This is a genomic window from Streptomyces sp. NBC_01334 (assembly GCF_035983595.1).
Lineage (GTDB): Bacteria > Actinomycetota > Actinomycetes > Streptomycetales > Streptomycetaceae > Streptomyces > Streptomyces coriariae.
On record NZ_CP130718.1, the window covers coordinates 8,548,908 to 8,575,598 of the forward strand.

Here is a 26,691-nt window from a genome sequence, read left to right on the forward strand (position 1 = left end):
GGCGGAGTGCCGGGATCGCAGTTTCCTTGTCGAGCGCGCAACGCCGGCAGCAGCAGGCACCCTCCCCATCACCGGGCCGCTGGCTGCCCGGGATGACCGACGGGGCCGGGAAGGAGGCCGAGTTCTTCCCCTACTGATCCGGCTGCTCTGCCTGGGTTTGGGCACGCGAGTGGGCCTTGCGGTGCGGACAACGGACAGGATGAACGACCCACATAGCGCGGCCGTCACGCCGGCCGCGTCGTCGTACGCCCGCACCAGCACCCGCTCGTCCTTGACGAGGTCGGTGCCCAGCAGCAGTGCGTCGCCCGGCGCGAGCAGCGCGCGCACCGAGGCGAGGAACAGCGCGCGCTCGGCCGGCAGCAGATTGCCGATCGTGCCGCCGAGGAACGCCACCAGGCGCGGCCCCGGGGTGGCGGGCAGTGCCAGTGCCGCCGTGAAGTCGGCGATCAGGGCGTGCACGTTCAGTCCCGGCCGCTCGGCGATCAGGGCCTGCCCGGCCTGGGTGAGGGCGCTCTCGCTGACGTCGACGGGCACATACGTGTCCAGGCCGGTCAGCGCGTCGATCAGATAGCGGGTCTTCTCCGAGGAGCCCGAGCCGAGTTCGACGAGCGTGCGGGCACGGGCCGCCGCGGCGATCTCGCCGGCCCGGTCCACCAGGATCTCGCGCTCGGCGCGCGTCGGGTAGTACTCGGGCAGTTCGGTGATCTGCTCGAACAGCTCACTGCCGTGCGCGTCGTAGAACCACTTCGGCGGCAGCGTCTTCGGGGTGTCGGTGAGGCCGCGCTGGACGTCGGCGCGCAGCGCGGCGTCCGTGGCGTCCTCGGGGAGGGTGCGGGTGATGTGGAACGGGCTCACGTGCCGGTCTCCTCGGTTGGTGCGGATGCCGTGTCGGTGCTCGGTTCCTTGAGCGGGGTGAGCAGGACGTCGGCGCGGCTCGCCGCGAGCAGGGTGCGGTCGGGGACCTCCTGCCAGCGCGGATCGTCGTCGTACGGTTCGGAGGCCACGACCGTGCCCCGGCCGGGCTCCGCCAGATACCAGAGGGTGTCGCCCCAGGCGGTGGCGGTGATGGACTCCCCGTCGGTGAGGAGCAGGTTGAGGCGCGAGCCGGGAGCCGACGCGGCGACCTCGAGCACCGTGTCCGCCAGCGCCTGGCTTCCGGTGTCCCCGGCGCGCAGCCGGGCGAGGACCAGCGCCCAGACGAACGCGGAGTCGTTGCGCGCCTCCATCGACAGCAGGTCCGCGGCGGGCAGCGAACCGGTCAGCGACTCCAGTGAGCCCGGCCAGCCCGCGACCGCCCCGTTGTGGCTGAACAGCCAGGTCCCGGCCGCGTACGGCGCCGCCGCGGCCTCCGCGTCGGCGCCGGCCAGCGTCGCGTCCCGTACGGCGGCCAGCAGCGCCCGGCTGCGGACGACCCGGGCCAGGTCGGCGAAGGACAGGTCCGCCCAGATGGGCCCGGCCCGGCGGTAGCGGGCCGGCACCGGATCCCCTTCGGCGTACCAACCCACCCCGAAACCATCGGCGTTGACGGTCCCGTACCGATGCCGGCGGGGCGCCCACGACTGTCGGCACAGACTGTGCTCGGGCTCCACGAGAAGCCGCCCGAGCGGCTCCGCGTACCCCAGGTACGCGAGGTGACGGCACATCAGACTGCCCCTGAGCGGGCCGTGCGGAACCCGGAGAAGATCTGCCGCCGGATCGGGTAGTCCCAGTTGCGGAACGTACCCCGGCAGGCCACCGGGTCCACCGCGAACGAACCGCCGCGCAGCACCTTGTACTCGGGGCCGAAGAAGACCTCCGAGTACTCCTTGTACGGGAACATGCGGAAGCCGGGGTAGGGAAGGAAGTCACTGGACGTCCACTCCCAGACGTCACCGATCAACTGCCGCACCCCGAGCGGGGACGCACCGGCCGGGTAGCTGCCCGCCGGGGCCGGCCGCAGGTGGCGCTGGCCCAGGTTGGCGTGTTCGGGGGCGGGGTCGGCGTCGCCCCACGGGTAGCGCGTCGAGCCGCCGGTCGCCGGGTCGAAGCGGGCCGCCTTCTCCCACTCCGCCTCGGTGGGCAGTCGGCGTCCGGCCCAGCGGGCATAGGCGTCGGCCTCGTACCAGCACACGTGCAGTACCGGCTCGTCGGGCGGTACGACCTCGGTGACCCCGAAGCGCCGGCGCAGCCACTGTCCGCCGTCCCGGTGCCAGAAGAGCGGCGCGTGGATCTTGCTGCGGCGGACGTGCGACCAGCCCTCCTTCGTCCACCAGCGCTCGTCGTCGTAGCCGCCGTCCTCGATGAACGCCTGGTACGCGCCGTTCGTCACCGGGGTGGTGTCGATGTGGAAGGGGGCCACCTCGCGCCGGTGCGCCGGCCGTTCGTTGTCCAGCGCCCAGGGCTCACCGGAGGTGCCCATGGTGAACGGGCCACCGGGCACGAGGACCTCGGCCGGGCCGGTGAACAGCGGCACCGGATCCGGGTCGGGCGCGGTGAGGGCCTGCGGGCCGGCGCGGAGCTGATGGGTGATCAGCATGGTCTCGTCGTGCTGCTGTTCGTGCTGCGCGATCATCCCGAAGGCGAATCCGGCCTCCGTCAGCCGGGTGCCGCCGAAGTCGGCGGACTCCAGCACGTCCATCACCCGGCCGCGTACCTCCGCTGCGTACCGGCGGGCCTCGCCCGGCGGCAGCAGCGGCAGGGAGGGCCGTTCGGCACGCGAGTGCTCGAAGGCGTCGTACAGGCCGTCGATCTCGGGGCGCATCGCCTCACGGCCGGCCACCGTGCGCAGCAGCCACAACTCCTCCTGGTTCCCGATGTGCGCGAGGTCCCACACCAGGGGGGACATCAGGGGGGAGTGCTGGGCGGTGAGGTCGGGCTCCTCGACGCAGCTCGTCAGGAGCGTGGTGCGCTCCCGGGCCGTGGTGAGGGAGGCCAGCACCCGGGTGCGGAGGGTGTCCGCGTCCAGGCCGGGGCCGTCGTCCAGGTCGGGAACGGCGTCCAGCGCCTGCCCGGTGTCCAGGGCGGGGTCGGTCATGTGCGGAGGTCCTTCCCGTACGCGCGGGTGTCCGTGCCGCGCAGGCGGTCGAGCAGGTCGTCGGCGGGGGTGCGGCCCTGGAGGACGTACCGCTCGAGGTAGTCCGACACGGCGTCCGTCACCGCCTCGGTGGCGCCGAGGCGGGGCAGCGCCCGCAGTGCCGTGGTGAAGCAGGTGACCGCGACCTCGTGCAGTTCCGGGTCGGTCAGTCCGTACCGGGCCGCGTCGATCCACAGCGGATTGTGCGGGGCCGGCAGCGGCTGGGCCCGCTCGGCCAGCGGCTTCACCGCGCGATAGACGTTCTCGGCGGCCTCCGGATCGTCGAAGAGCGCCGTCGTCACGGCGAGCGGCACGATCCAGCCGTCGTCGCCGGGCTGCGCGTCGATCATGCGCAGTTCCAGATGGCCGCGGGGTCTGACCGGCGGGAACAGTGTGGTGAGGTGGTAGTCGAGGTCCTCCCGGGTCGCTGCTCCCGTCCGGGTCCACTGCCGGAAGGTGAGCCGGTCGGGTACCTCCCACGGCCCGCTGTCGCGCCGGACGCACATCACCGGCGCGTCCAGCACGTGCCGGGCCCAGGCCGTGCGCGGATCGCCGTCGAGCGGCGGTCCGCCCGCGCGGCCGGCGCCGATCTCCGTCCACAGCAGCTGCCGGGTGGAACGCCAGCCGGTGGGGGCGCCGCCGAGCAGCGGGGAGTTGGCGAAGGCCGCCACCAGTACGGCGCCCAGGGTGTGCGACAACAACCAGCGCCGCCCGTGCCCCAGGGGGCCGGGCTCCTCGTACCCGGCGTCCAGGCAGACCTGCACGGAGGCCGAGGTGCACATCATGGCGCGGCCGGCCGGGCCTGTGCGGTCGAGGCATGCCTCCATGGCGTCGTAACGGGGCTCGTGGAGGAACCGGCGGGGTGTGCGCCAGGGGTCCGTGCCGTGGCCGGAGAGGGCGAGACCCTGCTCGGCCAGGACCGCGCGGACGGCGGTCAGATCGGCGGAGACGGTGCCCACGCACTCCATCAGGGAGGCGGCGGGCGGCGAGCTCAGTTCCAGCTGGCCGCCGGGTTCGACGGTGAGCGGTGAGCTCAACGGCAGGGTGCGCAGTGCGGCGTAGGCCGCTTCGAGTCGTTCGGGTGTGACGGGGAGCCGCGGCTCGCGCAGCTCGTGAACGAGCCATTCCACCTCGACCCCGACGGTGCGAGGTGGTCCGGTCTTGAAACAGATGCCCCTGACCAGGGCCTCCACCTCGGCTTCGGTGAGGGCGCTGCGGGTCGGGGTCTCGTCGGTACAGTCGCTGACTGAGTCGGACATGTCGGGATCCTCCTGAGATTCCACCATGCCACCGGTCCGGCCTCGGTGCGGCCGGACAGGCATCGCTCGTCCCACCCAAAACCCTCGAACGGATCCGCACAAGGGTACACAACCGTACATTCGGGACCGAGTTCGAGCTGTTCTCCAGGCGTTCCCGACCGGTCCGCGGAGCGCTTCCCGGCCCGGAAAACCCTGTTGCACGCGATGTCCAGGATCGCTCACGATGCGTGTATGAGCACGACGGGGGAGGCGGGCGGGGCGCGGGAGACCGTGCGGCGCACGGCCATGGAGTCCACGGGGGTGGCGCCATGAGCGCGCGGTTGCGCGGCATCGCGCGGGAGACGGAGGAGATCGTCGCGGCGGGGCGCTACCGCGCTTCCGACGGGCGGGAGGTGTCCCTCTCCACGGCGATCGAGGCCGCTCGGGCGGGGACACGGATGGCGGGACCGGGACCGGTCGAGGTGCCGGAGGGGCCGGCCGTGGACTCGCCGGCGCGGGCGAACCACGTCGGTGACACGTCGGTCGAGGTCACCGGCGAGAGCAGCCTGGAGGCGGCCCGCAGGCTGGCCGGCGCCGGTCCGGTCGCCGTGCTGAACTTCGCCTCCGCCCGCAACCCCGGCGGCGGCTACCTCAACGGGGCCCAGGCGCAGGAGGAGGCCCTGTGCCGGGCCTCCGCGCTGTACACGTGCCTGCTCGAGGCCCGGGAGTTCTACGACCACCACCGCGCCCACCGCGACCCGTTCTACACGGACCGCGTCATCCACTCACCGGCCGTGCCCGTCTTCCGTGACGACCGGGGCCGTCTGCTCGACGAGCCCTACGGCGCCGGCTTCCTGACGGCCGCCGCCCCGAACGCGGGAGTGGTGCTGCGGACCGCCCCGGAGCGCGTGTCGGAGTTGCCGGGCGCGCTGGCCGTCCGTGCCGGGAGGGTCCTGGAGACGGCCGCCGCGCACGGCTACCGGCGCCTGGTGCTGGGCGCGTGGGGCTGCGGGGTGTTCCGCAACGACCCCGCGCAGGTGGCGGGGGCGTTCCGGGCGCTGCTCGGTCCCGGGGGGCGGTTCGAGCGCAGGTTCGAGCATGTGGTGTTCGGGGTGCTGGACCGGACGCCGGGAAACGTGGTGCTGGCCGCTTTCGAGCGGGTGTTCGATCGGAAGAGCCCTCAGGTCCAGCCGTAGCGCTCGTGCAGGCGGTGCCGGACCAGGTTGAACCGCATCCGGTCCAGCGCGCAGGCCTCACGGCGCATGCCGTCCTCGTGCAGCCGCAGCACGCGGTCGACGTCCACCCAGGAGTCCCGCCCGGACCGGTCCCAGGGCCCGCTGCCGATCGGCACCCACTCGCGGTCGCCGTCGTGCCGCTTGCTCGACAGCTGTACGGCGAGGAAGGTCCCGCCCGCCTCCCGGGCGACGACGAGCACCGGGCGGTCCTTGCCCCGGCCGTCGTTCTCCTCGAAGGGCACCCAGGTCCACACGATCTCGCCGGGGTCCGGGTCGCCGTCGTGCGCGGGGGAGTACTCGGTGCGCACCGGGCCGACCTCGCGGGGGTCGGCCTCGGTGGTGGCGGAGGGGCCGGAGCGGCCCGGGACGTCTTCATCGGTAAACGCGGTCACGGGGGCACCCTAAGGGAAGCCCCCGTGACCAGGTCGTCAGCGGGTCACTTCTCCTCGACCGGCACCCGCTGCGCAGGCGGGTTCGCCACGCCGTTGAGTGGCGAAGTCCCGTTCGCGGCAGGCCCGTTCTGGTTCATCGAGGCGAGCAGCTGACGGGCCAGACCGAGTCCCGTCCCGCCCATGGTGAGCGCCTTGGCGAACACGTCCGCCATTCCGTCGGCGCCGTTGAGCAACACCATGTTGTCCACGTTGCCGAACGCGGACGCTCCCGCCTTCACGATCTCCGGCCAGTTCTCGGCGAGTTGCTGGGCGACGACCGCCTCCTGGTTCTCGGCCAGCGCGGCGGCCCGCGCCTTGATGGCCTCCGCCTCCGCGAGGCCCTGCGCCTTCGCCGCCTCGGCCGCCGCCAGACCCCTGGCCTGTGCGGAGGCGGCCTCGGCCTCACCGGTGGCCCGGGTGGCGGCCGCGGTGGCCTCGCCCCGGGTCCTGGTCGCCTCGGCCTCGGCGCCGGCGGCGGCCTTGACCCGGGTCGCCTCGGCGGCGGCCGCGAGTTCCGTCTCCTTCGCCTTGGCCTGCGCCGCCGAGATCCGCGCGTCGCGCTCCGCCTCGGCCAGCGTGCGCTTCTCGTAGGCCTGGGCGTCCGCGGGCTTGCGGACGTCCGCCTGGAGCTGCTGTTCGCGCCGCTGCGCCTCGAGTTCGGCGACCCGCGTCTCCTGGACGACGACCTCCTGCCGGGAGGCGGCGTCGGCGAGGGGTCCCGCCTGACGGGCCCGCGCGCCCGCCTTGTCGCGCTCGGCCTGGTAACCGGCCTGGAGGATCTCGCTGTCCCGGGTGGCCTCCGCCATCCGGGCGAACGAGGCCTGCTCCGCCTCCGTGGCGAGACGGTTCGCCTCCGCCTGCGCGATCCGCGCGTCCCGCTGCACGGCCGCCGCGTGCGGCATCGCCATGTTCTTGATGTAGCCGGTCGGGTCCTCGATCTCGTGGATCTGCAGCGAGTCCACGATCAGGCCCAGCTTCTCCATCTCCGTACCGCAGGCGGCACGCGTCTGCCCGGTGAGCTTCTCCCGGTCGCGGATCATGTCCTCGACCGTCAACCCGCCCACGATGGACCGCAGATGACCGGCGAAGACGTTGTGCACCCGCTCCGACATCAGCTTCTGCTGGTCGAGGAAACGCCGGGCCGCGTTGGCGATCGACACGAAGTCGTCGCCGACCTTGAAGATGACCACGCCCCGCACCTTGAGCGGGATGCCCTGGTGCGTCACGCAGTCCACATGCAGTTCGGTCTCGTTCAGGTCGAGCGACAGCTTGCGCACCACCTGCACCCCGGGCATCACCATCGTCCCGCGCCCCGTGACGATGCGGAAACCCATGCCCGCTTCGAGGCCCTCCGTGCGGTGGTTGGAGCCGGAGATGACGAGTGCCTCGTTGGGTTCCGCGACGCGCCACATCATCTTGAACAGACCGATCAGACCGAGGACGGCGACAACCGCCACCCCCGCAACGACGCCGACAACCATCGGCATACGCCCCCTTTGGATGGTGCCCTTTCGGCACCGAACGAAGGGAGTCTGCGCCTGCCCGGGTCAGGGTTGAAGACGTCGGCGAATCCTTGTTGCAATCTTGACGCTTACGTTCCCGAAGACGTACAGAACGGCTCTCACCTGCGTCGGGACGGGCTCAACTGTCGTATGCCCGGGTGACGTAGACCGTCCTGGGGGGCAGGTGCTCCACCACCATCACCACCGTGCCGGACTCGATGCGGGCGGTGCCGTCCGCCGGGTGCGCGAGGAAGTGTTCGGCCCCGCCGCGCACCCGGACGATCACCTCGCCGACGAGTCCGGGCCCGATCGTCCCGGTGACCCGCCCCATGAGCCCGACCATCGACGCATCGTCCATGGTCACAGGGTACGGGCGGAACCCGCTCATCCGGCCGGCGAGTCCGCGACCGCTTCCCGCGGCCAGTGCTCGTGCCAGCGCAGCTCCGCCTCCAGTTGGGCGGCGAGCGAGATCAGCAGCGGCTCGCTGTTCGCCGGGCCGAGCAGCTGCGCCCCGACCGGCAGCCCGCCGGGCGCGAAGCCCGCGGGGACGTTGACGCCGGGCCAGCCCAGCACGTTCCACGGCCAGGCGTAGGGGCAGGCGGCGATCATCGCGCGGTCGGTGGCGAATCCGCTCAGGTGCAGCATGGCCCCGATGCGGGGCGGGGGAGCGGCCGTCGTCGGCGCGAGGATCACGTCGTACCTCTCGAAGAAGCCGCCGATACGCCGGTGCAGGACGGCCTCCGCGCGCCGGGCCGCCCGCAGCGGGACCCCGCCCAGCAGCCGGCCCAGCCGGGCGGCGCCCCGGGTGCGCCGGTCGAGCAGCGCGGGGAACGGGGCCTCGGCGACCCGCTCGGCGATGCCCGCGGTCGCCCGGGGTACGAAGGTGAGGCCGATCTGCCCGTACGGCGGGTCGGCCTCCTCGACGGTGTGCCCGAGGCCCGCCAGCCGCTCGGCGACTTCGAGGACGCGGGCGCGCACCTCGGGCCGCAGCCGGGCGGGTACGGCGGTGAACGGAGGCTTCAGCGACAGCGCGATCCGCAGCCGGCCGGGGTCGCGCCCCACCGCCGCCGAGGCGTCGACGGCGGGCGGCCGGTGCGGGTCGTGCGCGTGGTTGCCGCTCGCCGCGTCGAGCAGCAGCGCCGCGTCCGCGACCGTACGGGCCAGCGTGCCGTTGACCGTGATGCCGTGGAAGGACTCGCCGCGCGGCCAGGTCGAGACCCGGCCGCGCTGCGGCTTGATGCCGACCAGATGGGTCCAGGAGGCGGGGATGCGGACCGAGCCGGCCCCGTCCGAGCCGAGCGCGGCCGGCACCAGACCCGCCGCCACCGCGGCCGCCGAACCGCCGGAGGAGCCGCCCGGGGTGTGCTCGGTGCTCCACGGGTTACGGGTCGCGCCGAAGGCCGGGCCCTCGGTGAACGGCCACTGACCCAGCTCGCAGGTGTTGGTCTTGCCGACGATCACGGCCCCGGCCGCGCGCAGCCGGCGGACCGCCTCGCCGTCCTCGGTGACCGCGGGGTGCACGCCCTGACAACCGAAGGCGGTCGGCTCGCCCGCCACGTCCATGTCGTCCTTGACGGCGACGGGGACGCCGAGCAGCGGCCGTCGGCCCCCGGCCGCCAACTCCCTGTCGGCCGCCTCGGCTTCGGCGAGCGCGGCCTCGGCCCGGACGATCCGGAAGGCGTTGAGGGTGCCCTGGCTCGCCTCGATCCGGGCGAGGGTGTGCTCGACGAGCGTGCGGGAGGACACCTCGCCCTCGGCCAGCGCGCGGGCGGTGGACGTCAGGCCTGCGGCACGGTCGGGTGTCATGCGGGCACCTCCGGGACGACGATGTCTACCGCACGGTAACGTCTGGCGGCCCGGCGGTGGAACGGCACGCGGGCGGAGGGGGCAGGCCCGTCCGCCACAAGGGCGTCGGCCCGACCCGACACAGACGTCCCACAGGCATCGTCCGTTCCTGCGCAAAGGATTGACGTGTTCCTGCCTCGCCCCTACCTTCTGATCGACTTTCCGAACTGCGTTCGGAATTTCGAACCTTGAGCCGTAGGAGAGCCGCCATGACGACCCGTCCCCCCGCCCCGTCCCGCCGTGCCCTGCTGCGCGCGATGGCCGTCCTGCCTGCCACGGCACTCGTGCTCGGCGAGGCGCCCGGCCTGCTCGGCACGGCCCTGGCCGCCGCGCCGGCCGCCGGTTCGGCCACCCGCTACACGATCGTGCCGTTCCTCAACAGCAACGACGGAACGGTGAACGTCTACCAGTCCGACGACGCCACCGACTTCCGGCTGCTGCAGTCCTCCGCCTACACCCCGCCGAGCAACCGCATCCGCGACGCGAGCGTCTTCAAGCACACCAACGGCTACTACTACGTCACCTACACGACCCACACCTGGCAGGACGCCAGCACCACCATCGGCTTCGCCCGCAGCTCCGACCGGGTCAACTGGACGTTCCTGTACGACTACACGGTCCCGATCGCCAACCTCTCCCGCGCCTGGGCGCCGGAGTGGTTCGTCGACAGCGACGGCAGCGTCAACATCATCGTGTCCTGCTCCGTGACCAGCGATGAGTGGATCTTCACCCCGTATCTGCTGAAGGCCACCAACTCCGCGCTCACCGCCTGGAGTTCACCGGTCGCTCTGTCCGGCATCGGGTCGAACCACATCGACACCTACATCGTGAAGGTCGGCTCGACCTACCACGCGTTCACGAAGAACGAGACGGCGAAGTACATCGAGTACGGCACGGCGTCGAGCCTGGCCGGCCCCTACACGATCACCAGGACCGGCGACTGGGCGGGCTGGGGCAGCTACCGCGAGGGCCCGTCCGTCATCCAGCTCGACAACGGTGCCTGGCGGATCTTCTTCGACGGCTACGGCGACGGCAACTACTACTACAGCGACAGCTACGACTCCTTCGCCACCTGGAGCGCGCCCAAGGCGCTGCCCGGCATCTCCGGTACGGCACGCCACTTCACGGTCATCAAGGAGACGGTGACCGGTGGCCCCACGCTCACGAAGAACGCCACCCGTTCCTTCCGGTCCGGCAACTACACCACGCGCTACTGGCAGGAGCAGTCCGCCCTGCTCAACCTGCCCGTGGTGACCAGCTCCAGCACCACAGCCGAGAAGCAGGCGTCGACCTTCACCGTGGTGGCGGGCCTCGCCGACGCGAACGCGTACTCCTTCCGCGACGCCGCCGGGAACTACCTGCGCCACTACTCCTTCCGGGGCCGCTTCGACGCCAACGACGGCACGGCGTCCTTCGCGAAGGACGCCACCTTCATCGCCCGGACGGGCTCGGTGAGCGGTTCGGTCCGCTTCGAGTCGTACAACTACCCCGGCTACTACCTGCGCCACTACAACTACCAGCTCCGGGTGGAACAGCCCGACGGCACGGACCTGTTCCGCCAGGACAGCTCCTTCGTGGCGGCGACCGCCTGGGCCTGAGCCAGTGGACCGGGCCGGGATGACGGGGCCCCGGTCCGGTCCACCGGCATCACCTCACCGGTGGTGCGGCGACGTCAGGTAGTGCTGCCGCAGGAGCTCCTTGCCGTAGTCGTTGCCGTTGGGGGTGCGCACCACGGAGTGGACGTGCTTCTGGGTGGCGCCGCTGCCCTGGGTGGCGCCGTAGGCGCCCGCGAGGGGGCCCGGGGCCTGGCAGTCGACCTCGATCCAGACGACGGGGCTGTGGACGCGGACGTAGAAGGCGTCGTCGTCGCCGGTGCCGCCGGCCCAGGTGACGTAGGTGTCGTCGACGTGCTTGCGGACCTCGGCCAGCGTCACCTTCGCCACGTCGGCCTTGGCCCGCCCGGTGAAGGCCTGCACGATGCCGAGGAGCTTGGTCTTCTGGGCGGCGGTCAGGGCGTTGCCGCGGATGCCGGTGTACTCCTGGACCGCGTTGTCGGAGAACGCGCCCGCCTTCATCGACTCGTTCGACTTGGTGGACGACTCGATGGCGACCGCCTGCTGCGCCGCGCTGAGGGAGTTGATGAAGGCGAGGCCGGCGACGACCTCCTCGTGGCAGACCGTCACCGTCTCGCCGTCGATCTCCATCGAGGTCGGTTCCGAACCCCAGAAGCAGGGGCTCATCACCACCTGGTCGCCGAGGACGAAGTAGTTGATGACCAGGTGGTGGCCGTCGAACTGGAAGCCCCAGGGCCCGGTCGCCGACGGGGTGCCCATCACGGTCCAGTAGTAGGCGTCCTCGTTGAAGGAGTTCGTGTTGCCGATGGCCTCGCCGGCCGCCTGGTTGATCTTCCGGATCTTCTCGGTGGTCTCGAGGCCGTCGGCGCTGAGCGCCGACTTCAACAGGGCGGTACCCAGGGCCTTCTGGTCGTCGCTCAGGTCGGCGAGGGACACGCCCTGGCGGGCGTAGGAGTCGATGTTGCTCCACAGCCGCCACTCGGTGGAGTGGACCGTGAACTGCGTCGAGGTCTTCTGGGTGTCGCTGAGCCCGGCCAGGAAGGCGTTCGCGGCGGCGATCACCGGGGCGGTCCTCACGCCCGTGGAGTGGATCGTGAACAGGTCGTCGACCCGCTTGCCGTCGGTGGTGAGGCCGAAGAAGTCCTCGGTGATCGACTGGTTGCCGGGGCCCCCGGCACCGCCGCCCGGACCCCCGCTGGGCGCGCCGCTCGGCACCGCGCTCGGATCGGCGGTGGCGGTGGCGTCGTCGGCCAGCGCGGCCCAGGCGCCGGCCCCGCCCATGGTCGCGACGGCCGTGGCACCGCTGGCGAAGAAGACCTTGCGCATGAAGTTGCGGCGGCTCGCGTGAGCACGGCGGCCGGCTTCGGACTGTGTCTCGTGGGCCGTCGGTTCACCGGAGTCGAGCTCGGTCATCGTCGCTGATTCCCTTCGTCAGGGGCACGTTCCCGCTGAACGGCCGCCGGGTGATCACTCTGGAGGAGCCGGCTGAGGCAGGCCTGAAGCGGTGACCGGACGACCGTCGCCATCGGTGCGTACGGGGCCTGCGCACCCCCTCCGAACTGCGGTTCTGTGAGAGCGCTCAGAGTTGCGGGGAAGACGGGACGGCAGCCCGACCGGCCGTGGGAAGGGTCACCGAGAACTCGGTCAGCCCCGGTTCGCTCCGTACGCCGATCCGGCCGCCGTGCGCCTCCGTGAGGGCCGCCGCGATGGCCAGGCCCAGGCCCGTGCCGCCCTCCTCGCCGGGAGTGCGGGAGCGGGAGCCGTCGGCCCGGGTGAACCGCTCGAAGATCGAGGGGAGCAGGCCGGGCGGAATGCCGGGACCGTCGTCCCGTACGCGAATCACGCATCGGGAGGTCTCCAGCGACTCCACGACGACGGTGACCTTGGTGCCGGCCGGCGTGTGCACACGGGCGTTGGCCAACAGGTTGGCCACCACCTGATGGAGCCGGGACGGGTCGGCGACGACCGTCACGGGGCCGTCGAGGCGCAGCGCGAGCTGCCAGTCGTGCTCGCCTCCCGCGGCCTGCGCGTCCCAGACGGCCTCCGCGACCAGCGTCGCGAGGTTCACCTCGGTCCGCTGGAGCGGCCGTCCCTCGTCGAGGCGGGCGAGCAGCAGCAGATCCTCCACCAGGCCGGTCATCCGGGCCGACTGGGCGGAGACGCGATGCCAGGCCAGCTCCGGCGCGATCGTCCGGTTGCCGCCGTTCATGTACTCGGCGTACCCCGCGATCGAGGCGAGCGGGGTGCGCAGCTCATGGCTGGCGTCGGCGAGGAACCGGCGCATGCGTTCCTCGGTGCGCCGGCGCTCGGCGAGCGAGGACTCCACGTGGTCGATCAGCTGGTTGAGCACGACACAGACCTGGCCGGCCTCGGTGCCGGGGTCGGTGTCACGCGCGGCGACCCGGGCGAGGACGGCGACCTCGCCGCGGTCCAGCGGCACCCGGGCGACCTCGGCGGCGGTGGCCGCGACCCGGCCCAGCGGGCGCAGCTGCCGCCGTATGACGACGGCGGAGGCGCAGGCCGCGGTGGCCAGTCCGACGGCGGCGATCGCCGCCTCGACGACGACGAGACGGTCGATCACCTGCTGTACGTCGGCCATCGGGAGCCCGGCCAGAACGGGGACCCCGTCGCCGCCGAGGGCGGTCAGCCGGTACGTGCCGAGGCCGGGGAGGTCGCGGGTGTGCCGGGACCCGTCCGCGATGATCCCCTTCAGGGCGGCGCGCTGAGCGGCGGTGAGGACCCGCTGACGGCCGTCCTCGGTCACCACCTCGGCGGCGATGATCTCCCCGTCGGCGAACCGGGCCGCCAGGGTGCCGGCCGGCTGCCCGCGCTCGTTGAGGAACCCCAGATCCGTCGCGCCGCCCGTCCGGCGCTGCAACCCGCCCTGGCTGCGCTCGGCGGCGTCGGTGACGCGCTGGTCCAGGTCCCCGAGCAGATAGACGCGTTGGACCAGGACGGTGCTGAGCGCCATGACCGCGCACACGGCGACCAGGGTCACGGAGACGAAGAGCACGAGGCGCACGCGCAGGGACCGCCGGCCCAGACCGGTGCCGGACGGGCTCGCCCCGCGCAGCCGGCCCGACCAGGCCGTCATGCCCATTCGTCCGCGGCCCTGATCGCGTACCCCGCGCCGCGCACGGTACGGATCATCGGCGCCCGCCCTTTGTCGATCTTGGCGCGCAGTCCGTAGATGTAGACCTCGACCAGGTTCCCCTCGCCGTCGAAGGAGGCGTTCCAGACGTGGTCGAGGATCTGGGCCTTGCTGAGCACCTGGTGCGGGTGGCTCATGAGGAACCGGAGGAGGTCGAACTCCTTGGTGGTCAGCGGGACCGGCACTCCGCCGCGCCGCACCTCGCGGGTGCTCTCGGCCAGCACGAGATCGCCCAGCACCCGCACGGGACCCTGGTCGGCGCTCTCGCCGGGGCCGGCCCTGCGCAGCAGGCCGCGCAGCCGCAACACGACCTCCTCCAGGGAGAACGGCTTGGTCACATAGTCGTCCGCGCCGGCCGACAGCCCGTCGATGCGGTGCTCCAGGGCGTCCCGTGCGGTGAGCATCAGCACGGGCAGCCGGGTGTTCTCGCTGCGCAGCCTGCGCATCACCTCGACCCCGTCGACGTCGGGCAGCATGCCGTCGAGGACGACGACGTGCGGGGCGCAGTCCCGCGCGATGCGCAGCGCGCTGCGCCCGTCGGCCGCCGCGAAGGACCGCCACCCCGCCTCGGTCACGGCCGCGGCCAGCAGCTCGGTGAGCTCGGGCTCGTCGTCGACTATCAGCACGCGAACCGTGCCTGTACGGGTACCGGGGACGCCAGACATGGCCCGACCCTCTCTCCGTTCACCATGAGGAGCATGTGCGCGAGCTGAGCGCGCGCCATGGGGCGGACGCGCCATGGGACGGCCGGCGGCCGTGTTCAGAGACGCGGTGACCGGCGGACGGTCAGCACGGCGACGTCGTCGTGCCGGCGGTCGTACCCGGCGTACGCGCGGGCGTCCTCGTGCAGGGCCAGGGGCAGCTCGGTGGGGGAGAGGTCGAGGTGCTTCATCAGACGCTCGTCGACCGGGTAGAAGGTGCCGTCGTCGGCGCGGGTCTCGGTGAGGCCGTCGGTGGTCAGCACCAGCGTGGAACCGGCCGGGAACGCGAACCACCCGACCGTGGTGGGTTCGGCGGCCAGGTCGGCGAGACCTAGCGGGACGCCGGTGTCCACCGCCGGTGTGGTGACGGCGCCGTCGTGCACCAACCGGGGCGGAATGTGCCCGCAGTTGACGACCTGCGCCTCCGTGCCCGCGTCGACGCCGATGATCAGGGCGGTGACGAACCGCTCGTCGTCGCCGGTCTGCTCGGCGTAGGAGTTGTGCCGGACGACCGCGGCGTCGAGGGCGTCGACGAGCGCGGTGAGCGTGGGCTCCCGGTGGGCCGCCTCACGGAAGGCGCCGATGACGGCGAACGCGGCGCCCACCGCGGCCAGCCCCTTGCCCTGCACGTCCCCGATCAGTACGCGCGTGCCGAAGGGCGAGGCCACGACGTCGTAGATGTCGCCGCCGACGAGCCGGTCCTCCTGCACGGGTTCGTAGACGCCGTTGACCAGCACGTCGTCGGTGAGCAGGGGCAGGGGGTGCAGGATGTGCCGCTGCATGGCGGCGGCGGTGGAGCGCAGCCGCAGCATCTCGTGCTCGCGCGCGATGCGCCGGTGGCAGGCGTAGACGGAGGCGGCTCCCAGGGCGAGGGTGAGCAGCACCAGCAGCGCCCGGTCGAGCCACCCGCCGTTGTCGTCGGCCCGTACGAGCAGCGTGAGGGTGACGAACAGGGTGGTCCAGGCGGCGACGAACTTCGTCTGCTGGACGGTGCACAGCGCCGACGCCGTGCCCGGCAGGAAGACCAGCAGCCCGAGGAGCCACACCTCGGATCCGGACAGGACGCCGAGCACCTCCACGAGGACCGTCACCGACAGCACACCGACGACCGTCTCGGCGTTGCCCGGGGGCTCGATGGCTTCGAGGGCGTCGGCGGGGCGCGTCCGACGGGGACCGGTCATGGGAACTCCCGCGCAGGTGGTGATCTCTCTGTACTTTAGACAGGTCGTCGGCCCGGGCGGGTGGTGATGCCGGCCGGGGTTCACTGCGGTCCCGGACACGAGGCGGCCCTCGGCCACCGCATCCCGGTCCCGCGCGGCGCCGGGCCGGTTCCGCGCACGGTAGACGGCGTCTGAACGGGCGCCGGTGTCCACCCGTACCCCTTGCCGAACGCCCGTCCACGGGCCCGTCGGCAGGCGCGTCCACGGCAGGTGACGGGAAGAGCGCCGACCACGGAGTTGTACGTGCTTCAGCAGTCCACGGCCCGCCTCGTGCGCGGTGCCGCACTGGCAGGCAGCCTGGCCCTGCTCTCCTTCGCCACCGCGTGCAGCGGCGCCGGGAGCGACGCGACCGCCGAGAAGGGCACACCCGCGCCGACCGCGGTCACCGCCGCTCCCGCGGCTGGCGTCGTGGCACCGGCGAAGGTCGAGGTGATCGCCGGTCTGACCGGCTGCACGGCCAAGATCCGCATCGACGCGGACGAGCTGCGCCAGGGCGTCTGCCACACCGAGGAATCGGACTACCTCATCACGACCTTCCCCGAGGAGCAGTACAAGGAGGCGTGGCTCGAGTCCGCGAGCATCTACGGGGGCCAGTACCTCGTGGGTTCCCGCTGGGTCGTCAGCGCGCAGCCGAAGATGCTGACGCGGTTCCGGCCCATGCTCGGCGGGACCATCCGGCAGCTGGGCTCCACGGGCCCGAGCGCGGCGCCCGGCGCGTCGTGACACCGCCGCCGCCTGCGGCCATGGCCGGCTCGGCGGCGGCGACGAGGTCATCCGGCCAGCAACGGCCACGCCGTCACGGGCGTGGCCAGGGGCGGCCGCCGATGGCCTCGATGCCGTAGTTGAAGCGCCGTAGATAGCCCGCGAAGGCGGCGATGTCCTCGTCCGGCCAGTCGGTCATCACCTGGTCCAGGATGTCCACGATCCCCTCGCGCTCCGAGTCCAGCAGGCGCGTGCCCTCGTCGGTGAGCCGGAACTTGCGGGCCATCCCGCCCTCCGGGTCGGGGATCCGCTCGATGAGCCCCGCCCGCATCGCCGCCGCGGTCTGCCGGTTCAGGGTGGAGGCGTCCAGTCCGAAGGCCTCGCTGAGTTCCCCGATCGACATGGGTCCCTGGACCCGGATCCGGCTGAGCAGGATGTAGGCGCTGCGCTCCATGAGGCTGTTCTTGCGGCGACCGCCCCGCTGGTTCAGGAACGTGTGGCGGCTGAGCAGCATCTGCTCGTACTCGACCTCGTGTGTCGGCGTGTCCATGTGCCCGACCTCCTGCTTCCGTGCGCCCGCACCATCCTGGCACACCGCTGTGCACGGGCCACAGCATGTGCTTGATACACACGACATGTACGATGCACATCCTTCGCGTGCTGCGCGCAGACCCTTCCCGCGGACCTTCACCGCACATCCCAAGTCGAGGAGTCCCCATGGGCGCCCCCGCTCTCCAGCCCACGGCCCGCCCAGGTGCCGTGATCGCCACGCTGGCCTTCGCCGGCACCACCGCGGCGATCATGCAGACGCTGGTCACCCCCCTCATCGCCGAGCTGCCGCAGATCCTGGACACCTCGTCCTCGAACGCGGCCTGGGTGATCACGGTCACCCTGCTGGTGGCCGCCGTGTGCGTGCCCGTCGTCGGCCGCCTCGGCGACCTGCTGGGCAAGCGCCGGATGCTGCTCGCCTGTTCCGTGCCGCTGATCGTGGGTTCGGTGGTGTGCGCGTTCGCCTCCGACGTCGTGACGATGATCGTGGGGCGCGGTCTCCAGGGCATGGGCATGGGCATGGTGCCCCTCGGCATCGCGCTGCTGCGGGACGTCGTACCGGCCGAGAAGCTCAGCGGCTCCATCGCGCTGGTCAGCGCCTCCATGGGCATCGGCGGCGCCATCGGCCTGCCGCTCGCAGCCGCGGTCGCCCAGTACGCGAACTGGCGCGTGCTGTTCTGGGGCTCCGCCGCCCTGGCCGCCGCCGTCGCCGTCCTGATCTTCGTACTCGTCCCGGACGTCCCGGCCGGCGCCAAGGGCCAGCGGTTCGACCTGCCCGGCGCGATCGGCCTCGGCGTCGGTCTCGTCTCGCTGCTGCTCGCGGTCTCCAAGGGCGCCGACTGGGGCTGGGCCTCGGGCACCACGCTCGCTCTGTTCGCCGCCGCCGTCGTGGCCCTCGTCGGGTGGGGCGTGTGGGAGATGCGCACCACCGACCCGCTGATCGACCTGCGCACCACGGCCCGTCCCCGGGTGCTCCTCACCAACCTCGCCTCGGTCTTCATCGGCTTCGGCATGTACGCGAGCATGCTGGTGATGCCGCAGCTGCTCCAGTTCCCTGAGGCCACCGGCTACGGCCTCGGCCAGTCGATGCTGGCGGCCGGTCTGTGGATGGCGCCCGGCGGCCTGATGATGATGCTGATCTCCCCGCTCGGCGGAAAGCTCACCAACGCCCGCGGTCCGAAGTTCACGCTGGTCTGCGGCGCCCTGGTGCTGGCCGCCGGCTACTTCGTCTCCCTGGCGCTGATGGGGTCCGCCTGGGGCGTCATGGTGGTCACGCTCATCACCAGCGGTGGTGTGGGCCTCGCCTACGGCGCCATGCCCGCCCTGATCATGAGCTCGGTCCCGCTCACGGAGACCGCCGCCGCCAACGGCTTCAACACCCTCATGCGGTCGCTCGGCACCTCGATCGGCTCCGCCGTCATCGGCGTGATCCTCTCCCAGATGACCACGACCATGGGCGGCCACACCTTCGCCTCCGAGGACGGCTTCCGCACCGCGCTCCTGGTCGGCGGCGCGCTCGCCCTGATCTCCGCGGCCATCGCCGCCGTCATCCCCGCCGCCCGCGCCGCGGCGGCCGGCGAGGACGCGACCGACCAGAGCGCCGCGCCCGAGCAGGCCAAGGTCTGAGACACCGGAGGGGGCGACCGCGGCAGGCCGCCCCCTCCGTGCCGCCTCCGCTGCGGGCCGCCGCGCTACGCCAGGTCCAGCAGTCCCCTGCGTACCGCCTCCGACACCGCCGCCGCCCGGTTGTCCGCACCCAGCTTGCGGTAGACCCGCACCAGGTGCGTCTTGACGGTCGCCTCGCTCAGGAAGAGCGCCTCGGCGATCGCCCGGTTGCTCAGCCCCTCCGCGAGCAGCCGCACCACCTCCACCTCCCGCCCGCTCAACTCCCGCTCCGGAGCCGGGTTCTGGGCGACCAGCTCGCCCACCACCTCCGACGCCAGCCCGAGCGCACCGGCCGCGGCACCCCGTACCGCCCGGAACAGCTCCTCCGGCGGCCCCGCCTTCAGCACATAGCCCCGGGCGCCCGCCTCCAGCGCGCGCACCACATCGGCCCGGCCCGAATAGCTCGTCAGCATCACCACCGGGATCCCCGGCGCCTCGGCCGCGAGCCTGCGCACCGCCTCGATCCCGTCGATGCCGGCGCCGCTCCCGAACCGCAGGTCCATCAGCACCAGGTCCGGCAGCAGTCGCGCCGCGAGCCGCACGGCGTCCTCCCCGGACCCCGCCTCCGCGGCCACCTCGAGATCCGGCTCGCCCTCCAGCAGCGCGCGCAGCCCCGCCCTGACGACGGCGTGGTCGTCCGCCACCAGCAGACGCAACGGCGCACCGCTCACCGGGCGGCCACCTGAACCGCCGGGCGGCTCTTCGCCAGGGCCGGCACCGTCGCCCGGACGCATGTGCCGCGCCCCGGCACGCTGCCCACGACGAGATCCCCGCCGCACTCCCGCAGCCGCGCCCGGGCGGCCGGGATGCCGAGCCCCCGGACGGCCTGGGCGGGGACGCCGACCCGGCCGGTCTCGAACCCCGCGCCGTCGTCACGCACTTCGAGCTCCGTCCGGTCCGCGTACCCGTGCAGCGTGACCAGGACGTCCGCCGCGCGCGCGTGTTCGCGGACATTGGCCAGCGTGCTCTGTGCCACCCGGAACAGGGTCGCCGCCGTGGGCCCGTCCAGGACCGGCCGACGCTCGCCCACCGAGAGGAACCGCACCCGCGCCGCCGCGCCCTCCGCCTCCGCCCGCGCGCACAGCAGCCGCAGCGCGCCCTCCAGACCGGCCTCGTCCACGGCGGACGGCGTCAGATCGCGGATGATCCTGCGGGTCTCGGCGAGATTGGCGTGCAGTCCGTCGGCGACCGCCCGCATCCGGGTCCGGGCCACCTCCGGCGTCGCGTCCCAGTCGCGGTCGGCTGCCTGAAGCAGCATCACCCCGCCGGAGAGCTCCTGGGCCAGCGTGTCGTGCAGGTCCCGGGCGATCCGGGCCCGCTCGGCCAGCACCCCGGCCTGCCGCTGCTGCCGAGCCAGTACGTCCCGGGTGCCCCGCAACTCCTCCACCAGCCGCAGCCGTTCGGCCGCGTCGCGCTGCTGGGCGCGGTAGAGGGCGACGGTGCCCCACACGGCCGCCACCGGGATCAGCACCAGCTCGGCATCGAACTGCCCCGCGCTGCGCACGAGTTGACCGGCGAGGACGACCGAGAGGGCGCCGACCGCCGCCCCGGCCGCCCGCCGGCCGAGCACCCGCAGGGCCGCGCAGGCCAGCGGCAGCGCGCACCACACATAGGCGGCGGTGAGCGACGCGGGCGCGAGGAGGACCAGCGTGGTCCACAGCGCCAGCAGCGCCACGACCCACAGGTGCCGGCCGATCCGGCCCAGCCGCTCACCGGCCGCGAGCCCGCCCGCGTACACCAGCGCCAGCAGCCCGCTGACGCTCACGATGTCCCAGCACAGCCCGATCCTCAGCTGCACCAGCCGGAACAGGCCGGCGCCCACGACGACGAAGAAGGTGAGATGGGCGAGGAGGTCGGCGGTCGGCCGGCTTCCGCGGGCCGCCCTCGCGGCGGTGTGGACGGGAGCGCGGTCGGACACGGCAGATCCCCTTGGACGATGATCCGTTCGAACAGGGGGCCCGAGTCTATCCGGCAGCTGTAGGGACCGTGTGAGGACGGCCGGGTCGCGTCAGGCGCCCGGACGCAGCCCGAGGAAGCCCGGTGTCGGGTCGCCCTCGACCTCGCCGAAGTACAGCGCGAACGTCTGCTTCAGCCGCTCCACCCCGGCCCGGTCGGACATGAATCGGGGGAAGCCGTCGAGGTTGGCGTTGCGGTACTCCCAGACCGGCTTCAGGCCGGCCGGGGGAGTGATGTCGGTGCGCACCGACCAGCCGTTGAAGGAAGCCTGCTGGGTGGCCGTGGACAGTTGCCAGTTGAGGTAGAGCTTGGCGGCCGTGCTGTGGGCGGCCTGCTTGAGGATCGCCGCCCGCTGCCCCCACGCCATGAACGGGGCGCTGTCCGGGAGGACCCACTTCACCGGGCCGGTGCCGAGCGGTGCGCCGGAGCCGCCGACGCCGATCGCGTACTGCCCGGCGCGTACGGCGTCACCGGGGGAGTTGCTGCCGCGCGCGAACCGGACGTCCTGCGCGGCCAGCCGGGCCGCCCAGTCCCAGCCGTAGTGCTCGACGTAGAGCGAGTACAGGTAGAGCACCGCGTCGTCGTCGTGCGGGAACGACGACGCGATCCTTCCCTTCCACTTCGGGTCGAGCAGGTCCAGCGGGGTGCGCGGCGCGTCCGTGCCCACCGCGTCCGTCCCGTACATGAAGCCGAAGCCGATCGCCGCGATCGCCACCCAGGCGCCCTGCGGGTCCTTGAACCTGTCGTGCACCTTCGAGAACCCGGCCGGCCGGTACGACAGCAGGCGGCCCTGGGCCTTCCAGCGGTCGAAGTCCTGGAGGGTCTGGAGCTGGACGACGTCGGGCACGAGGGTGCCGGTGGCGAGCTGGTTGTCGACGCGTACGTCGTGGTACTTGCTGTAGTCGACGATCAGCTTCAGGTCGATGTCCGGGAAGCGTTGCAGGAACGCGGCCTTGGTGCCGTCCTGCTGGGTCGGCGTGTCGCCGCCGGCGTAGACGACGAGCCTGCCGCCCTCCGCGAGCGCGGCCCGGTACAGCTCGTCGAGGGACCGGGTCTCCTCGGAGCCCGAGCCCCGCGGGGGAGCGGTCGGCGCCGAGGACGCGGATGCCGGGGTGGAGGCGGCGCCGAGCGCGCCGAGGCCGAGGGCGGCACCGGCACCGGTGGTGAGCAGGCGCCTTCTGCTGGGGAAGCTGGGCATGGCGGAGAGACCTCTTTCGAACGCTGAGGGGGGTGTGGGACCGGGCGCCACGGTCGAGGTCGATTCTGCTGCGCCCGGCGGTCCGCCCGCGTCGTCCGGACGGAGCGGACGACGCGCGTGCGGTGGAATCCCCGTTCAACCGATCGGTTGAACGCCCCCTCCCCGAGAAGCGCCGCCAAGCGGGAGTGCCGTCACGGCCGTGCCAGCCGCCGCATCGTCAGCGCGAGGTGCAGCCGCAGCCGGCCCTGGGGCGTGCGCACCGGCCACCCCAGCAGATGCTCCGCGTGGGCCAGCCGGTCCTGGAGGGTGGAGTGGTGGACGTTCGCCTCGGCCGCAGCCGACCGCAGGCTCGCGGTGGCGGTGACGGCGTGCAGGGTGGTGAGCAGCCAGGGGGCGTCCGCGGCGGCCGATTCGACCGCGAGGACGTCCGCCGGGGGTTCGGCCCCCGGCGCGACGAGGTCGGCCAGCAGGGCGATGCCGCCCAGTTCGTCGGCGTACACGACCCGGGGGCCCGGGTCCTGCGCGGTGCCGTCCGCGGTGAAGCGGAGCGCGGTGCGGGCCGCGGCCCAGGAGCGCGGCAGGTCGGTCACGGGCACGGCGGGCCCGACCCCCACCCGGCCGGCCGGAACCGCGTCCCGGGCGTCGGCGGGCAGCACCCTGGGCCGGCCGCCGGGCGTGGCCAGGGCGCGGGCCGGGGCGGCGGGGCCCAGGCCGAGGCGGCGGGCCGCGTGCAGCCGGGCCGGTTCGGCGGCCGTGGCGTCGAGGAGCGTCTCGACCAGGGCGGGGTCGTCGAGCGGGGCTCGCCCGCGGGTGCGGTCGAGCACGACACGGGCCGCGCGGGCCGCCCGTTCCAGGATCACGGCGTCCACGACGCTGGGTGTCGCACCGGCGCGTTCCAGCCACAGCGCGGGCGGCCCGTCGGGCGTCAGCGCCGTGCACGGCCAGTCCGGGTCGGGTGGCAGCTCCGTGTCCCGGCGGGTGCCGTCGGGCTCCACCCGGACCCGCACCCGCCGGTCCGCGTCGACGATCCGCGCGGGCACCCCGGCGAGCACCGCGGCCCCGCGCATCAGCGCCTCCACCCCGGCCCGGGACTCGGCCAGCCGGTCGAAGTAGGCGATGACCCGCACGGCGGCGCCGGCGTCCGGGTCCAGCGCGGTCAGGCGCCCGGCCAGCTCTTTCATATGGCCATGATGCGCCACGCGAGCGCCGACGAGGGAGGGGTGCGGCCACCGCTTCCGCTCACGCGGACGGGACCGGCGAGAGGAACGCGGGCCCCGTGGACTTCAAGCGCCGCTGAGCCGCCCCGCGGCCGGGGCCGCCCGCCGCTGGACCGCCGCCCGCGGGGTCACTCGGCGAGCAGCCGTCGCAGCCAGTCCAGGTGGGCCGCGCGGGCCGACCTGGAGAGCGCGGCCTGCGGCGCGAAGCCGTCGAAGCCGTGGAATCCGCCCGGCCAGACATGCAGCTCGGCGATCCCGCCGGCCTGCCAGATCCGGGAGGCGTAGGCGACCACCTCGTCCCGGAACGTCTCGGCGGAGCCCACGTCGAGAAAGGCCGGCGGCAGCCCGGACAGGTCCTCGGCCCGGGCGGGCGCCGCGTACGGGGAGACGTCCGGACCGCCGCGCCGCTCGCCGAGCAGGGCCGTCCACCCGGTCTCGTTGGCCGTGCGGTCCCAGACGCCCAGGCCCGCCATCTGGTGGCTGGAGGGGGTGTCGTTGCGGTCGTCCAGCATCGGGCACATCAGCAACTGGCCGAGCGGCCGGGGCCCTTGACGGTCGCGCAGCAGCAGGGCGAGCGCGGCACCGAGACCGCCGCCCGCGCTGGCCCCGGCGAGCACGATCCGCTCGGGGTCCGCGCCCAGTTCCGCGGCGTGCTCCGCCGTCCACAGCAGACCGGCGTACACGTCCTCGACCGGGGCCGGATGCGGGTGCTCGGGCGCCAGCCGGTACTCCACGGACACCACGACCATGTCCAGTTCCCGCGCCCAGTCCAGGGCCACGTCCACGCCGACCCGGTTGTTGCCGAGGACCATGCCGCCGCCGTGCACGTGATAGACGACCGGACGCGGGCGTGCCGGAGCCGGTGCGGTGGGCCGGCAGATCAGCAGCGAGATCCCGGGGGCGCCCCGGGGGCCCGGCACCGTCCGGTCCTCGACCTCGAAGGCCCCGTCCAGCGTCAGGTCCAGCTCGGCCAGCAGGGCGATCCCCGGCCCCTGGCGGACGGTTTCGATGTCCTCTGCGGTCAGCCCCGGCTGGATCATCTCCCGGATGAGTTCCAGGGCGGCGCCGAGTTCGGGGTCGAAGGGCGGCGGTGCGGACGTCATGGGCTTCTCCTCACGCGGAGCGCGGTTGCGCGGCGGCTCGTGCGGCCCATGATCGGCGCACCCGCCGCCCGTCCGGGCGCCGCCGTACGGCGGGAGCTGCCCGCCGTTCGGCGGGTGACAGCCCTGCCCCGCTCCGCAGCTTGCCAGGTCATGACCTTCTGTTCACCAGAGTGGGGTGGAAAGAAGCAGCCGTGACGACAACGATTTTCACCCCCGCACAGGTACCAGGAGTGACCCCGGTGAATGTCTCGCTCTTCGTCTGGCTGCTGACCGTCGCGGCGCTGTGCGCGCTCGTCGCCGTCGACTTCTTCATCGGCCGCAAACCGCACGACGTCTCGGTCCGCGAGGCCGGGACCTGGACCGTCGTCTGGGTCGTCCTGGCCTGTCTGTTCGGCCTCGGCGTGTTCCTCTTCGGGGGCGGCGGGCCGACGGGGGAGTTCTTCGCGGGCTACATCACCGAGAAGTCGCTGAGCGTGGACAACCTGTTCGTGTTCGTCCTGATCATGGGCAAGTTCGCGGTGCCCTCGCAGTACCAGCAACGGGTGCTGATGGTGGGCGTGCTGGTGGCCCTCGTGCTGCGCGCGCTGTTCATCGCGGCGGGCGCGGCGATCATCTCGACGTTCTCCTGGGTGTTCTACCTCTTCGGAGCCTTCCTGATCTGGACGGCGTGGAAGCTGATCCAGGATGCCAAGAAAGGCGGGCACGAGGAGGAGTTCGAGGAGAACAAGCTGCTCAAGGCCGTGGAGAAGCGGTTCGGCGTGGCCGACCGCTACCACGGGACGAAGCTGTGGATCGAGCAGAACGGCAAGCGGGTCATGACCCCGATGCTGGTCGTGATGCTCGCGATCGGCTCCACCGACGTGCTGTTCGCGCTCGACTCGATCCCCGCCATCTACGGGCTGACCGAGGACCCGTACATCGTCTTCACCGCCAACGCCTTCGCGCTGATGGGTCTCAGGCAGCTGTACTTCCTCATCGGCGGCCTGCTGAAGAAGCTCGTCCACCTCAGCTACGGCCTGTCGGTCATCCTCGGTTTCATCGGCGTGAAGCTGGTGCTGCACGCGCTGCACGAGTCCGGGGTGCACGTGCCCGAGATCGGCATCCCCTTCTCGCTCGGCTTCATCGTGCTCGTCCTGGCGGTCACCACCGTCACCAGCCTGCGGGCCTCCGCCCGACAGGAGCGACAGGAGCGACAGGAGCGACAGGAGCGGCAAGAGCGAGAGGAGCGAGAGGGGCGGCCGGGGGGGACGGCGCGGGACGGCTCTACGGCGTAGGCGCGGCGTCCGCGCGCATCATCACGCAGTCGAACTCGATCACCCGCCCCGTGGTCGCCTCGCGCGTCACGGGGTACATGCCGGTGATGCCGAACCCGGCGGCCTCGTACACCGCGACGGCCTCGCCCATGCCGGGACTGCCCTCGTACAGCTTCAGCACCGCGACCTCGGACTGCATCCCCACGAACTCCGCGATCCGCTCCCCGGCCCCGGCGAACACCTCGAGGTCGTAACCCTGGGTGTCCATCTTCAGGTAGGGACGCGGATCGGCGAGGCCGTCCAGTGCCTCGGCCATGACCTCGTCCAGCCGGCGGACCCGGATCTCCTCGGTGTCGGCCTTCGCGAACCTGCTGTAGCGGCCCTTGCCGTAGTCGCTGGCCGGCAGCAGGGAGTTCATCGTCTTCCAGCCGACGTGGATCTCGGCCGTCGTCTCCTCACGGCCCAGTCCGCACCGGTACACCTGCCAGTCGGGGTCGTCCGCCGCGGCCTTCTCGAGCCGGGCGAACGTCTCCGACGTGGGCTCGAAGGACACGATCCGGCCGGTGTAGCCGAGTGTGCGCAGCCGCCTGGCGTACTGGCCGTTGTTGGCGCCGACGTCGAAGACGCAGTTCACGCCGTAGAGCTCCAGCATCGCGGCGACGTGCTGGGTGCAGAGGTACTCGGCGGCCGCCAGCTGGAGTCTGCGCTCGTCCTGGCCGCCCGGGTTCTCCATCAGGAGCAGCGCGCCGGTGTCGCCCAGCCGCACGGCGCCGCCCGCGGCGACCTCGGAACGGGCCTTGTCCCGGGTCCGCCGCAGCACCCAGGTGTCCTTGTCCGCGCCGGTCACCCGGTACGCGCCGCCGCGCCGTGAGACCACCGCCGTCCCCGGTCCGAGGTCGGTCACCTGGACGCCGATACGGGGCATCAGGCCGAGCAGTCGTCGATAGAGGGTCTGCATCTGCCCAGCCCTATCAGACGCGACGGGAGGCGGTCCTCGGGTTGAACGAGATTCGCCGATCGGATGACCGGACAAAGACGCGCGGGCCGGTCCGGCCGGTCTCCCTTGACTTCGAGAGCGCTTCAAGGTCTAGCGTCGCCG

At 72.7% G+C, this 26,691-nt stretch carries 23 protein-coding genes and 1 pseudogene; 5 read left to right on the top strand and 19 right to left on the bottom strand.

Annotated elements, in window-relative coordinates:
* Positions 1 to 216: 216 nt before the first annotated feature.
* The 4 genes and pseudogenes from OG736_RS38110 to egtA all read right to left on the bottom strand — a co-directional run.
* A pseudogene (locus OG736_RS38110) lies at positions 217 to 882 on the bottom strand (L-histidine N(alpha)-methyltransferase); the annotation flags it as partial.
* Positions 852 to 1,643 carry an ergothioneine biosynthesis protein EgtC gene (gene egtC, locus OG736_RS38115; protein WP_327186482.1) on the bottom strand — a complete coding sequence of 264 codons (792 nt, stop codon included), beginning with the start codon at positions 1,641 to 1,643 and terminating at the stop codon, positions 852 to 854. The pseudogene OG736_RS38110 and the gene egtC, both read right to left, overlap by 31 nt.
* Positions 1,643 to 3,013: an ergothioneine biosynthesis protein EgtB gene (egtB, locus tag OG736_RS38120; protein ID WP_327186483.1), complete on the bottom strand. Its 1,371-nt coding sequence runs from the start codon at positions 3,011 to 3,013 to the stop codon at positions 1,643 to 1,645. The genes egtC and egtB overlap by 1 nt, the downstream gene beginning before the upstream one ends.
* Positions 3,010 to 4,311, bottom strand: coding sequence for an ergothioneine biosynthesis glutamate--cysteine ligase EgtA (egtA, locus tag OG736_RS38125; RefSeq protein WP_327186484.1), 1,302 nt, complete (start codon positions 4,309 to 4,311; stop codon positions 3,010 to 3,012). The genes egtB and egtA overlap by 4 nt, the downstream gene beginning before the upstream one ends.
* A gap of 308 nt (positions 4,312 to 4,619) precedes the next feature.
* On the opposite strand from egtA, the gene OG736_RS38130 reads away from it, so the two are divergent.
* Positions 4,620 to 5,486, top strand: a complete 867-nt coding sequence (locus OG736_RS38130; RefSeq protein WP_327186485.1) for a TIGR02452 family protein — start codon at positions 4,620 to 4,622, stop codon at positions 5,484 to 5,486.
* On the opposite strand, the gene OG736_RS38135 is transcribed toward OG736_RS38130, so the two are convergent.
* The 4 genes from OG736_RS38135 to OG736_RS38150 all read right to left on the bottom strand — a co-directional run bounded on the left by OG736_RS38135 (position 5,471) and on the right by OG736_RS38150 (position 9,264).
* Complete coding sequence (locus OG736_RS38135) at positions 5,471 to 5,917, bottom strand: type II toxin-antitoxin system PemK/MazF family toxin (RefSeq protein WP_327186486.1); 447 nt, start codon at positions 5,915 to 5,917, stop codon at positions 5,471 to 5,473. The genes OG736_RS38130 and OG736_RS38135 overlap by 16 nt on opposite strands.
* Positions 5,918 to 5,961: 44 nt before the next feature.
* Positions 5,962 to 7,443, bottom strand: coding sequence for an SPFH domain-containing protein (locus tag OG736_RS38140; protein ID WP_327186487.1), 1,482 nt, complete (start codon positions 7,441 to 7,443; stop codon positions 5,962 to 5,964).
* Between the two features lie 154 nt (positions 7,444 to 7,597).
* On the bottom strand, positions 7,598 to 7,816 hold the full coding sequence (locus OG736_RS38145) for an NfeD C-terminal domain-containing protein (protein WP_314219917.1): 219 nt from the start codon (positions 7,814 to 7,816) through the stop codon (positions 7,598 to 7,600).
* A gap of 26 nt (positions 7,817 to 7,842) precedes the next feature.
* Positions 7,843 to 9,264, bottom strand: coding sequence for an amidase (locus OG736_RS38150; protein WP_327186488.1), 1,422 nt, complete (start codon positions 9,262 to 9,264; stop codon positions 7,843 to 7,845).
* Between the two features lie 248 nt (positions 9,265 to 9,512).
* Between OG736_RS38150 and OG736_RS38155 the strand changes: the two genes are divergently transcribed.
* On the top strand, positions 9,513 to 10,901 hold the full coding sequence (locus OG736_RS38155) for a glycoside hydrolase family 43 protein (RefSeq protein WP_327186489.1): 1,389 nt from the start codon (positions 9,513 to 9,515) through the stop codon (positions 10,899 to 10,901).
* Positions 10,902 to 10,955: 54 nt separating this feature from the next.
* On the opposite strand, the gene OG736_RS38160 is transcribed toward OG736_RS38155, so the two are convergent.
* The 4 genes from OG736_RS38160 to OG736_RS38175 form a co-directional block, all read right to left on the bottom strand.
* On the bottom strand, positions 10,956 to 12,290 hold the full coding sequence (locus tag OG736_RS38160; RefSeq protein ID WP_327186490.1) for a DUF3500 domain-containing protein: 1,335 nt from the start codon (positions 12,288 to 12,290) through the stop codon (positions 10,956 to 10,958).
* Positions 12,291 to 12,456: 166 nt separating this feature from the next.
* A complete protein-coding gene (locus OG736_RS38165; RefSeq protein ID WP_327186491.1) occupies positions 12,457 to 13,971 on the bottom strand; it encodes a sensor histidine kinase in 1,515 nt (504 codons plus the stop codon).
* Positions 13,968 to 14,693: a response regulator transcription factor gene (locus tag OG736_RS38170; RefSeq protein ID WP_327186492.1), complete on the bottom strand. Its 726-nt coding sequence runs from the start codon at positions 14,691 to 14,693 to the stop codon at positions 13,968 to 13,970. Before OG736_RS38170 ends, OG736_RS38165 begins: the two co-directional genes overlap by 4 nt.
* Positions 14,694 to 14,788: 95 nt before the next feature.
* Entirely contained in the window at positions 14,789 to 15,910 is a 1,122-nt protein-coding gene (locus OG736_RS38175) for a PP2C family protein-serine/threonine phosphatase (protein ID WP_327186493.1), read from the bottom strand.
* A gap of 282 nt (positions 15,911 to 16,192) precedes the next feature.
* Between OG736_RS38175 and OG736_RS38180 the strand changes: the two genes are divergently transcribed.
* Positions 16,193 to 16,672 (top strand): hypothetical protein, encoded by a 480-nt coding sequence (locus OG736_RS38180; RefSeq protein WP_327186494.1) that lies wholly within the window; start codon positions 16,193 to 16,195, stop codon positions 16,670 to 16,672.
* A gap of 73 nt (positions 16,673 to 16,745) precedes the next feature.
* Here OG736_RS38180 and OG736_RS38185 read toward each other — a convergent pair whose 3' ends face one another.
* Positions 16,746 to 17,201 carry a MarR family winged helix-turn-helix transcriptional regulator gene (locus OG736_RS38185; protein WP_020127572.1) on the bottom strand — a complete coding sequence of 152 codons (456 nt, stop codon included), beginning with the start codon at positions 17,199 to 17,201 and terminating at the stop codon, positions 16,746 to 16,748.
* A gap of 167 nt (positions 17,202 to 17,368) precedes the next feature.
* Between OG736_RS38185 and OG736_RS38190 the strand changes: the two genes are divergently transcribed.
* On the top strand, positions 17,369 to 18,826 hold the full coding sequence (locus OG736_RS38190; protein ID WP_327186495.1) for an MFS transporter: 1,458 nt from the start codon (positions 17,369 to 17,371) through the stop codon (positions 18,824 to 18,826).
* 65 nt (positions 18,827 to 18,891) lie between these two features.
* On the opposite strand, the gene OG736_RS38195 is transcribed toward OG736_RS38190, so the two are convergent.
* From OG736_RS38195 to OG736_RS38215, 5 genes are all read right to left on the bottom strand, one after another.
* Entirely contained in the window at positions 18,892 to 19,536 is a 645-nt protein-coding gene (locus OG736_RS38195; protein WP_327186496.1) for a response regulator transcription factor, read from the bottom strand.
* The gene (locus tag OG736_RS38200; RefSeq protein WP_327186497.1) at positions 19,533 to 20,783 is read right to left on the bottom strand and encodes a sensor histidine kinase; all 1,251 of its coding nucleotides are present in this window, start codon (positions 20,781 to 20,783) and stop codon (positions 19,533 to 19,535) included. The genes OG736_RS38195 and OG736_RS38200 overlap by 4 nt, the downstream gene beginning before the upstream one ends.
* A gap of 90 nt (positions 20,784 to 20,873) precedes the next feature.
* A complete protein-coding gene (locus OG736_RS38205) occupies positions 20,874 to 22,019 on the bottom strand; it encodes an ABC transporter substrate-binding protein (protein WP_327186498.1) in 1,146 nt (381 codons plus the stop codon).
* Between the two features lie 191 nt (positions 22,020 to 22,210).
* Positions 22,211 to 23,200 carry a helix-turn-helix domain-containing protein gene (locus OG736_RS38210; protein WP_327186499.1) on the bottom strand — a complete coding sequence of 330 codons (990 nt, stop codon included), beginning with the start codon at positions 23,198 to 23,200 and terminating at the stop codon, positions 22,211 to 22,213.
* Positions 23,201 to 23,364: 164 nt separating this feature from the next.
* Positions 23,365 to 24,339, bottom strand: coding sequence for an alpha/beta hydrolase (locus OG736_RS38215; RefSeq protein WP_327186500.1), 975 nt, complete (start codon positions 24,337 to 24,339; stop codon positions 23,365 to 23,367).
* A 239-nt stretch (positions 24,340 to 24,578) separates the two neighbouring features.
* Between OG736_RS38215 and OG736_RS38220 the strand changes: the two genes are divergently transcribed.
* Entirely contained in the window at positions 24,579 to 25,613 is a 1,035-nt protein-coding gene (locus tag OG736_RS38220) for a TerC family protein (RefSeq protein ID WP_327187821.1), read from the top strand.
* Here OG736_RS38220 and OG736_RS38225 read toward each other — a convergent pair.
* Complete coding sequence (locus OG736_RS38225; RefSeq protein ID WP_327186501.1) at positions 25,603 to 26,550, bottom strand: FkbM family methyltransferase; 948 nt, start codon at positions 26,548 to 26,550, stop codon at positions 25,603 to 25,605. The two genes, OG736_RS38220 and OG736_RS38225, sit on opposite strands and share 11 nt — an antisense overlap.
* Positions 26,551 to 26,691: the final 141 nt, after the last annotated feature.

Bases quoted from the DNA above. Each gene is read 5' to 3' on its own strand.
- egtC (WP_327186482.1), bottom strand. From the start codon at position 1,643: ATGTGCCGTCACCTCGCGTACCTGGGGTACGCGGAGCCGCTCGGGCGG.
- egtB (WP_327186483.1), bottom strand. From the start codon at position 3,013: ATGACCGACCCCGCCCTGGACACCGGGCAGGCGCTGGACGCCGTTCCC.
- egtA (WP_327186484.1), bottom strand. From the start codon at position 4,311: ATGTCCGACTCAGTCAGCGACTGTACCGACGAGACCCCGACCCGCAGC.
- OG736_RS38130 (WP_327186485.1), top strand. From the start codon at position 4,620: ATGAGCGCGCGGTTGCGCGGCATCGCGCGGGAGACGGAGGAGATCGTC.
- OG736_RS38140 (WP_327186487.1), bottom strand. From the start codon at position 7,443: ATGCCGATGGTTGTCGGCGTCGTTGCGGGGGTGGCGGTTGTCGCCGTC.
- OG736_RS38145 (WP_314219917.1), bottom strand. From the start codon at position 7,816: ATGGACGATGCGTCGATGGTCGGGCTCATGGGGCGGGTCACCGGGACG.
- OG736_RS38150 (WP_327186488.1), bottom strand. From the start codon at position 9,264: ATGACACCCGACCGTGCCGCAGGCCTGACGTCCACCGCCCGCGCGCTG.
- OG736_RS38155 (WP_327186489.1), top strand. From the start codon at position 9,513: ATGACGACCCGTCCCCCCGCCCCGTCCCGCCGTGCCCTGCTGCGCGCG.
- OG736_RS38160 (WP_327186490.1), bottom strand. From the start codon at position 12,290: ATGACCGAGCTCGACTCCGGTGAACCGACGGCCCACGAGACACAGTCC.
- OG736_RS38165 (WP_327186491.1), bottom strand. From the start codon at position 13,971: ATGACGGCCTGGTCGGGCCGGCTGCGCGGGGCGAGCCCGTCCGGCACC.
- OG736_RS38170 (WP_327186492.1), bottom strand. From the start codon at position 14,693: ATGTCTGGCGTCCCCGGTACCCGTACAGGCACGGTTCGCGTGCTGATA.
- OG736_RS38175 (WP_327186493.1), bottom strand. From the start codon at position 15,910: ATGACCGGTCCCCGTCGGACGCGCCCCGCCGACGCCCTCGAAGCCATC.
- OG736_RS38185 (WP_020127572.1), bottom strand. From the start codon at position 17,201: ATGGACACGCCGACACACGAGGTCGAGTACGAGCAGATGCTGCTCAGC.
- OG736_RS38190 (WP_327186495.1), top strand. From the start codon at position 17,369: ATGGGCGCCCCCGCTCTCCAGCCCACGGCCCGCCCAGGTGCCGTGATC.
- OG736_RS38205 (WP_327186498.1), bottom strand. From the start codon at position 22,019: ATGCCCAGCTTCCCCAGCAGAAGGCGCCTGCTCACCACCGGTGCCGGT.
- OG736_RS38210 (WP_327186499.1), bottom strand. From the start codon at position 23,200: ATGAAAGAGCTGGCCGGGCGCCTGACCGCGCTGGACCCGGACGCCGGC.
- OG736_RS38215 (WP_327186500.1), bottom strand. From the start codon at position 24,339: ATGACGTCCGCACCGCCGCCCTTCGACCCCGAACTCGGCGCCGCCCTG.
- OG736_RS38225 (WP_327186501.1), bottom strand. From the start codon at position 26,550: ATGCAGACCCTCTATCGACGACTGCTCGGCCTGATGCCCCGTATCGGC.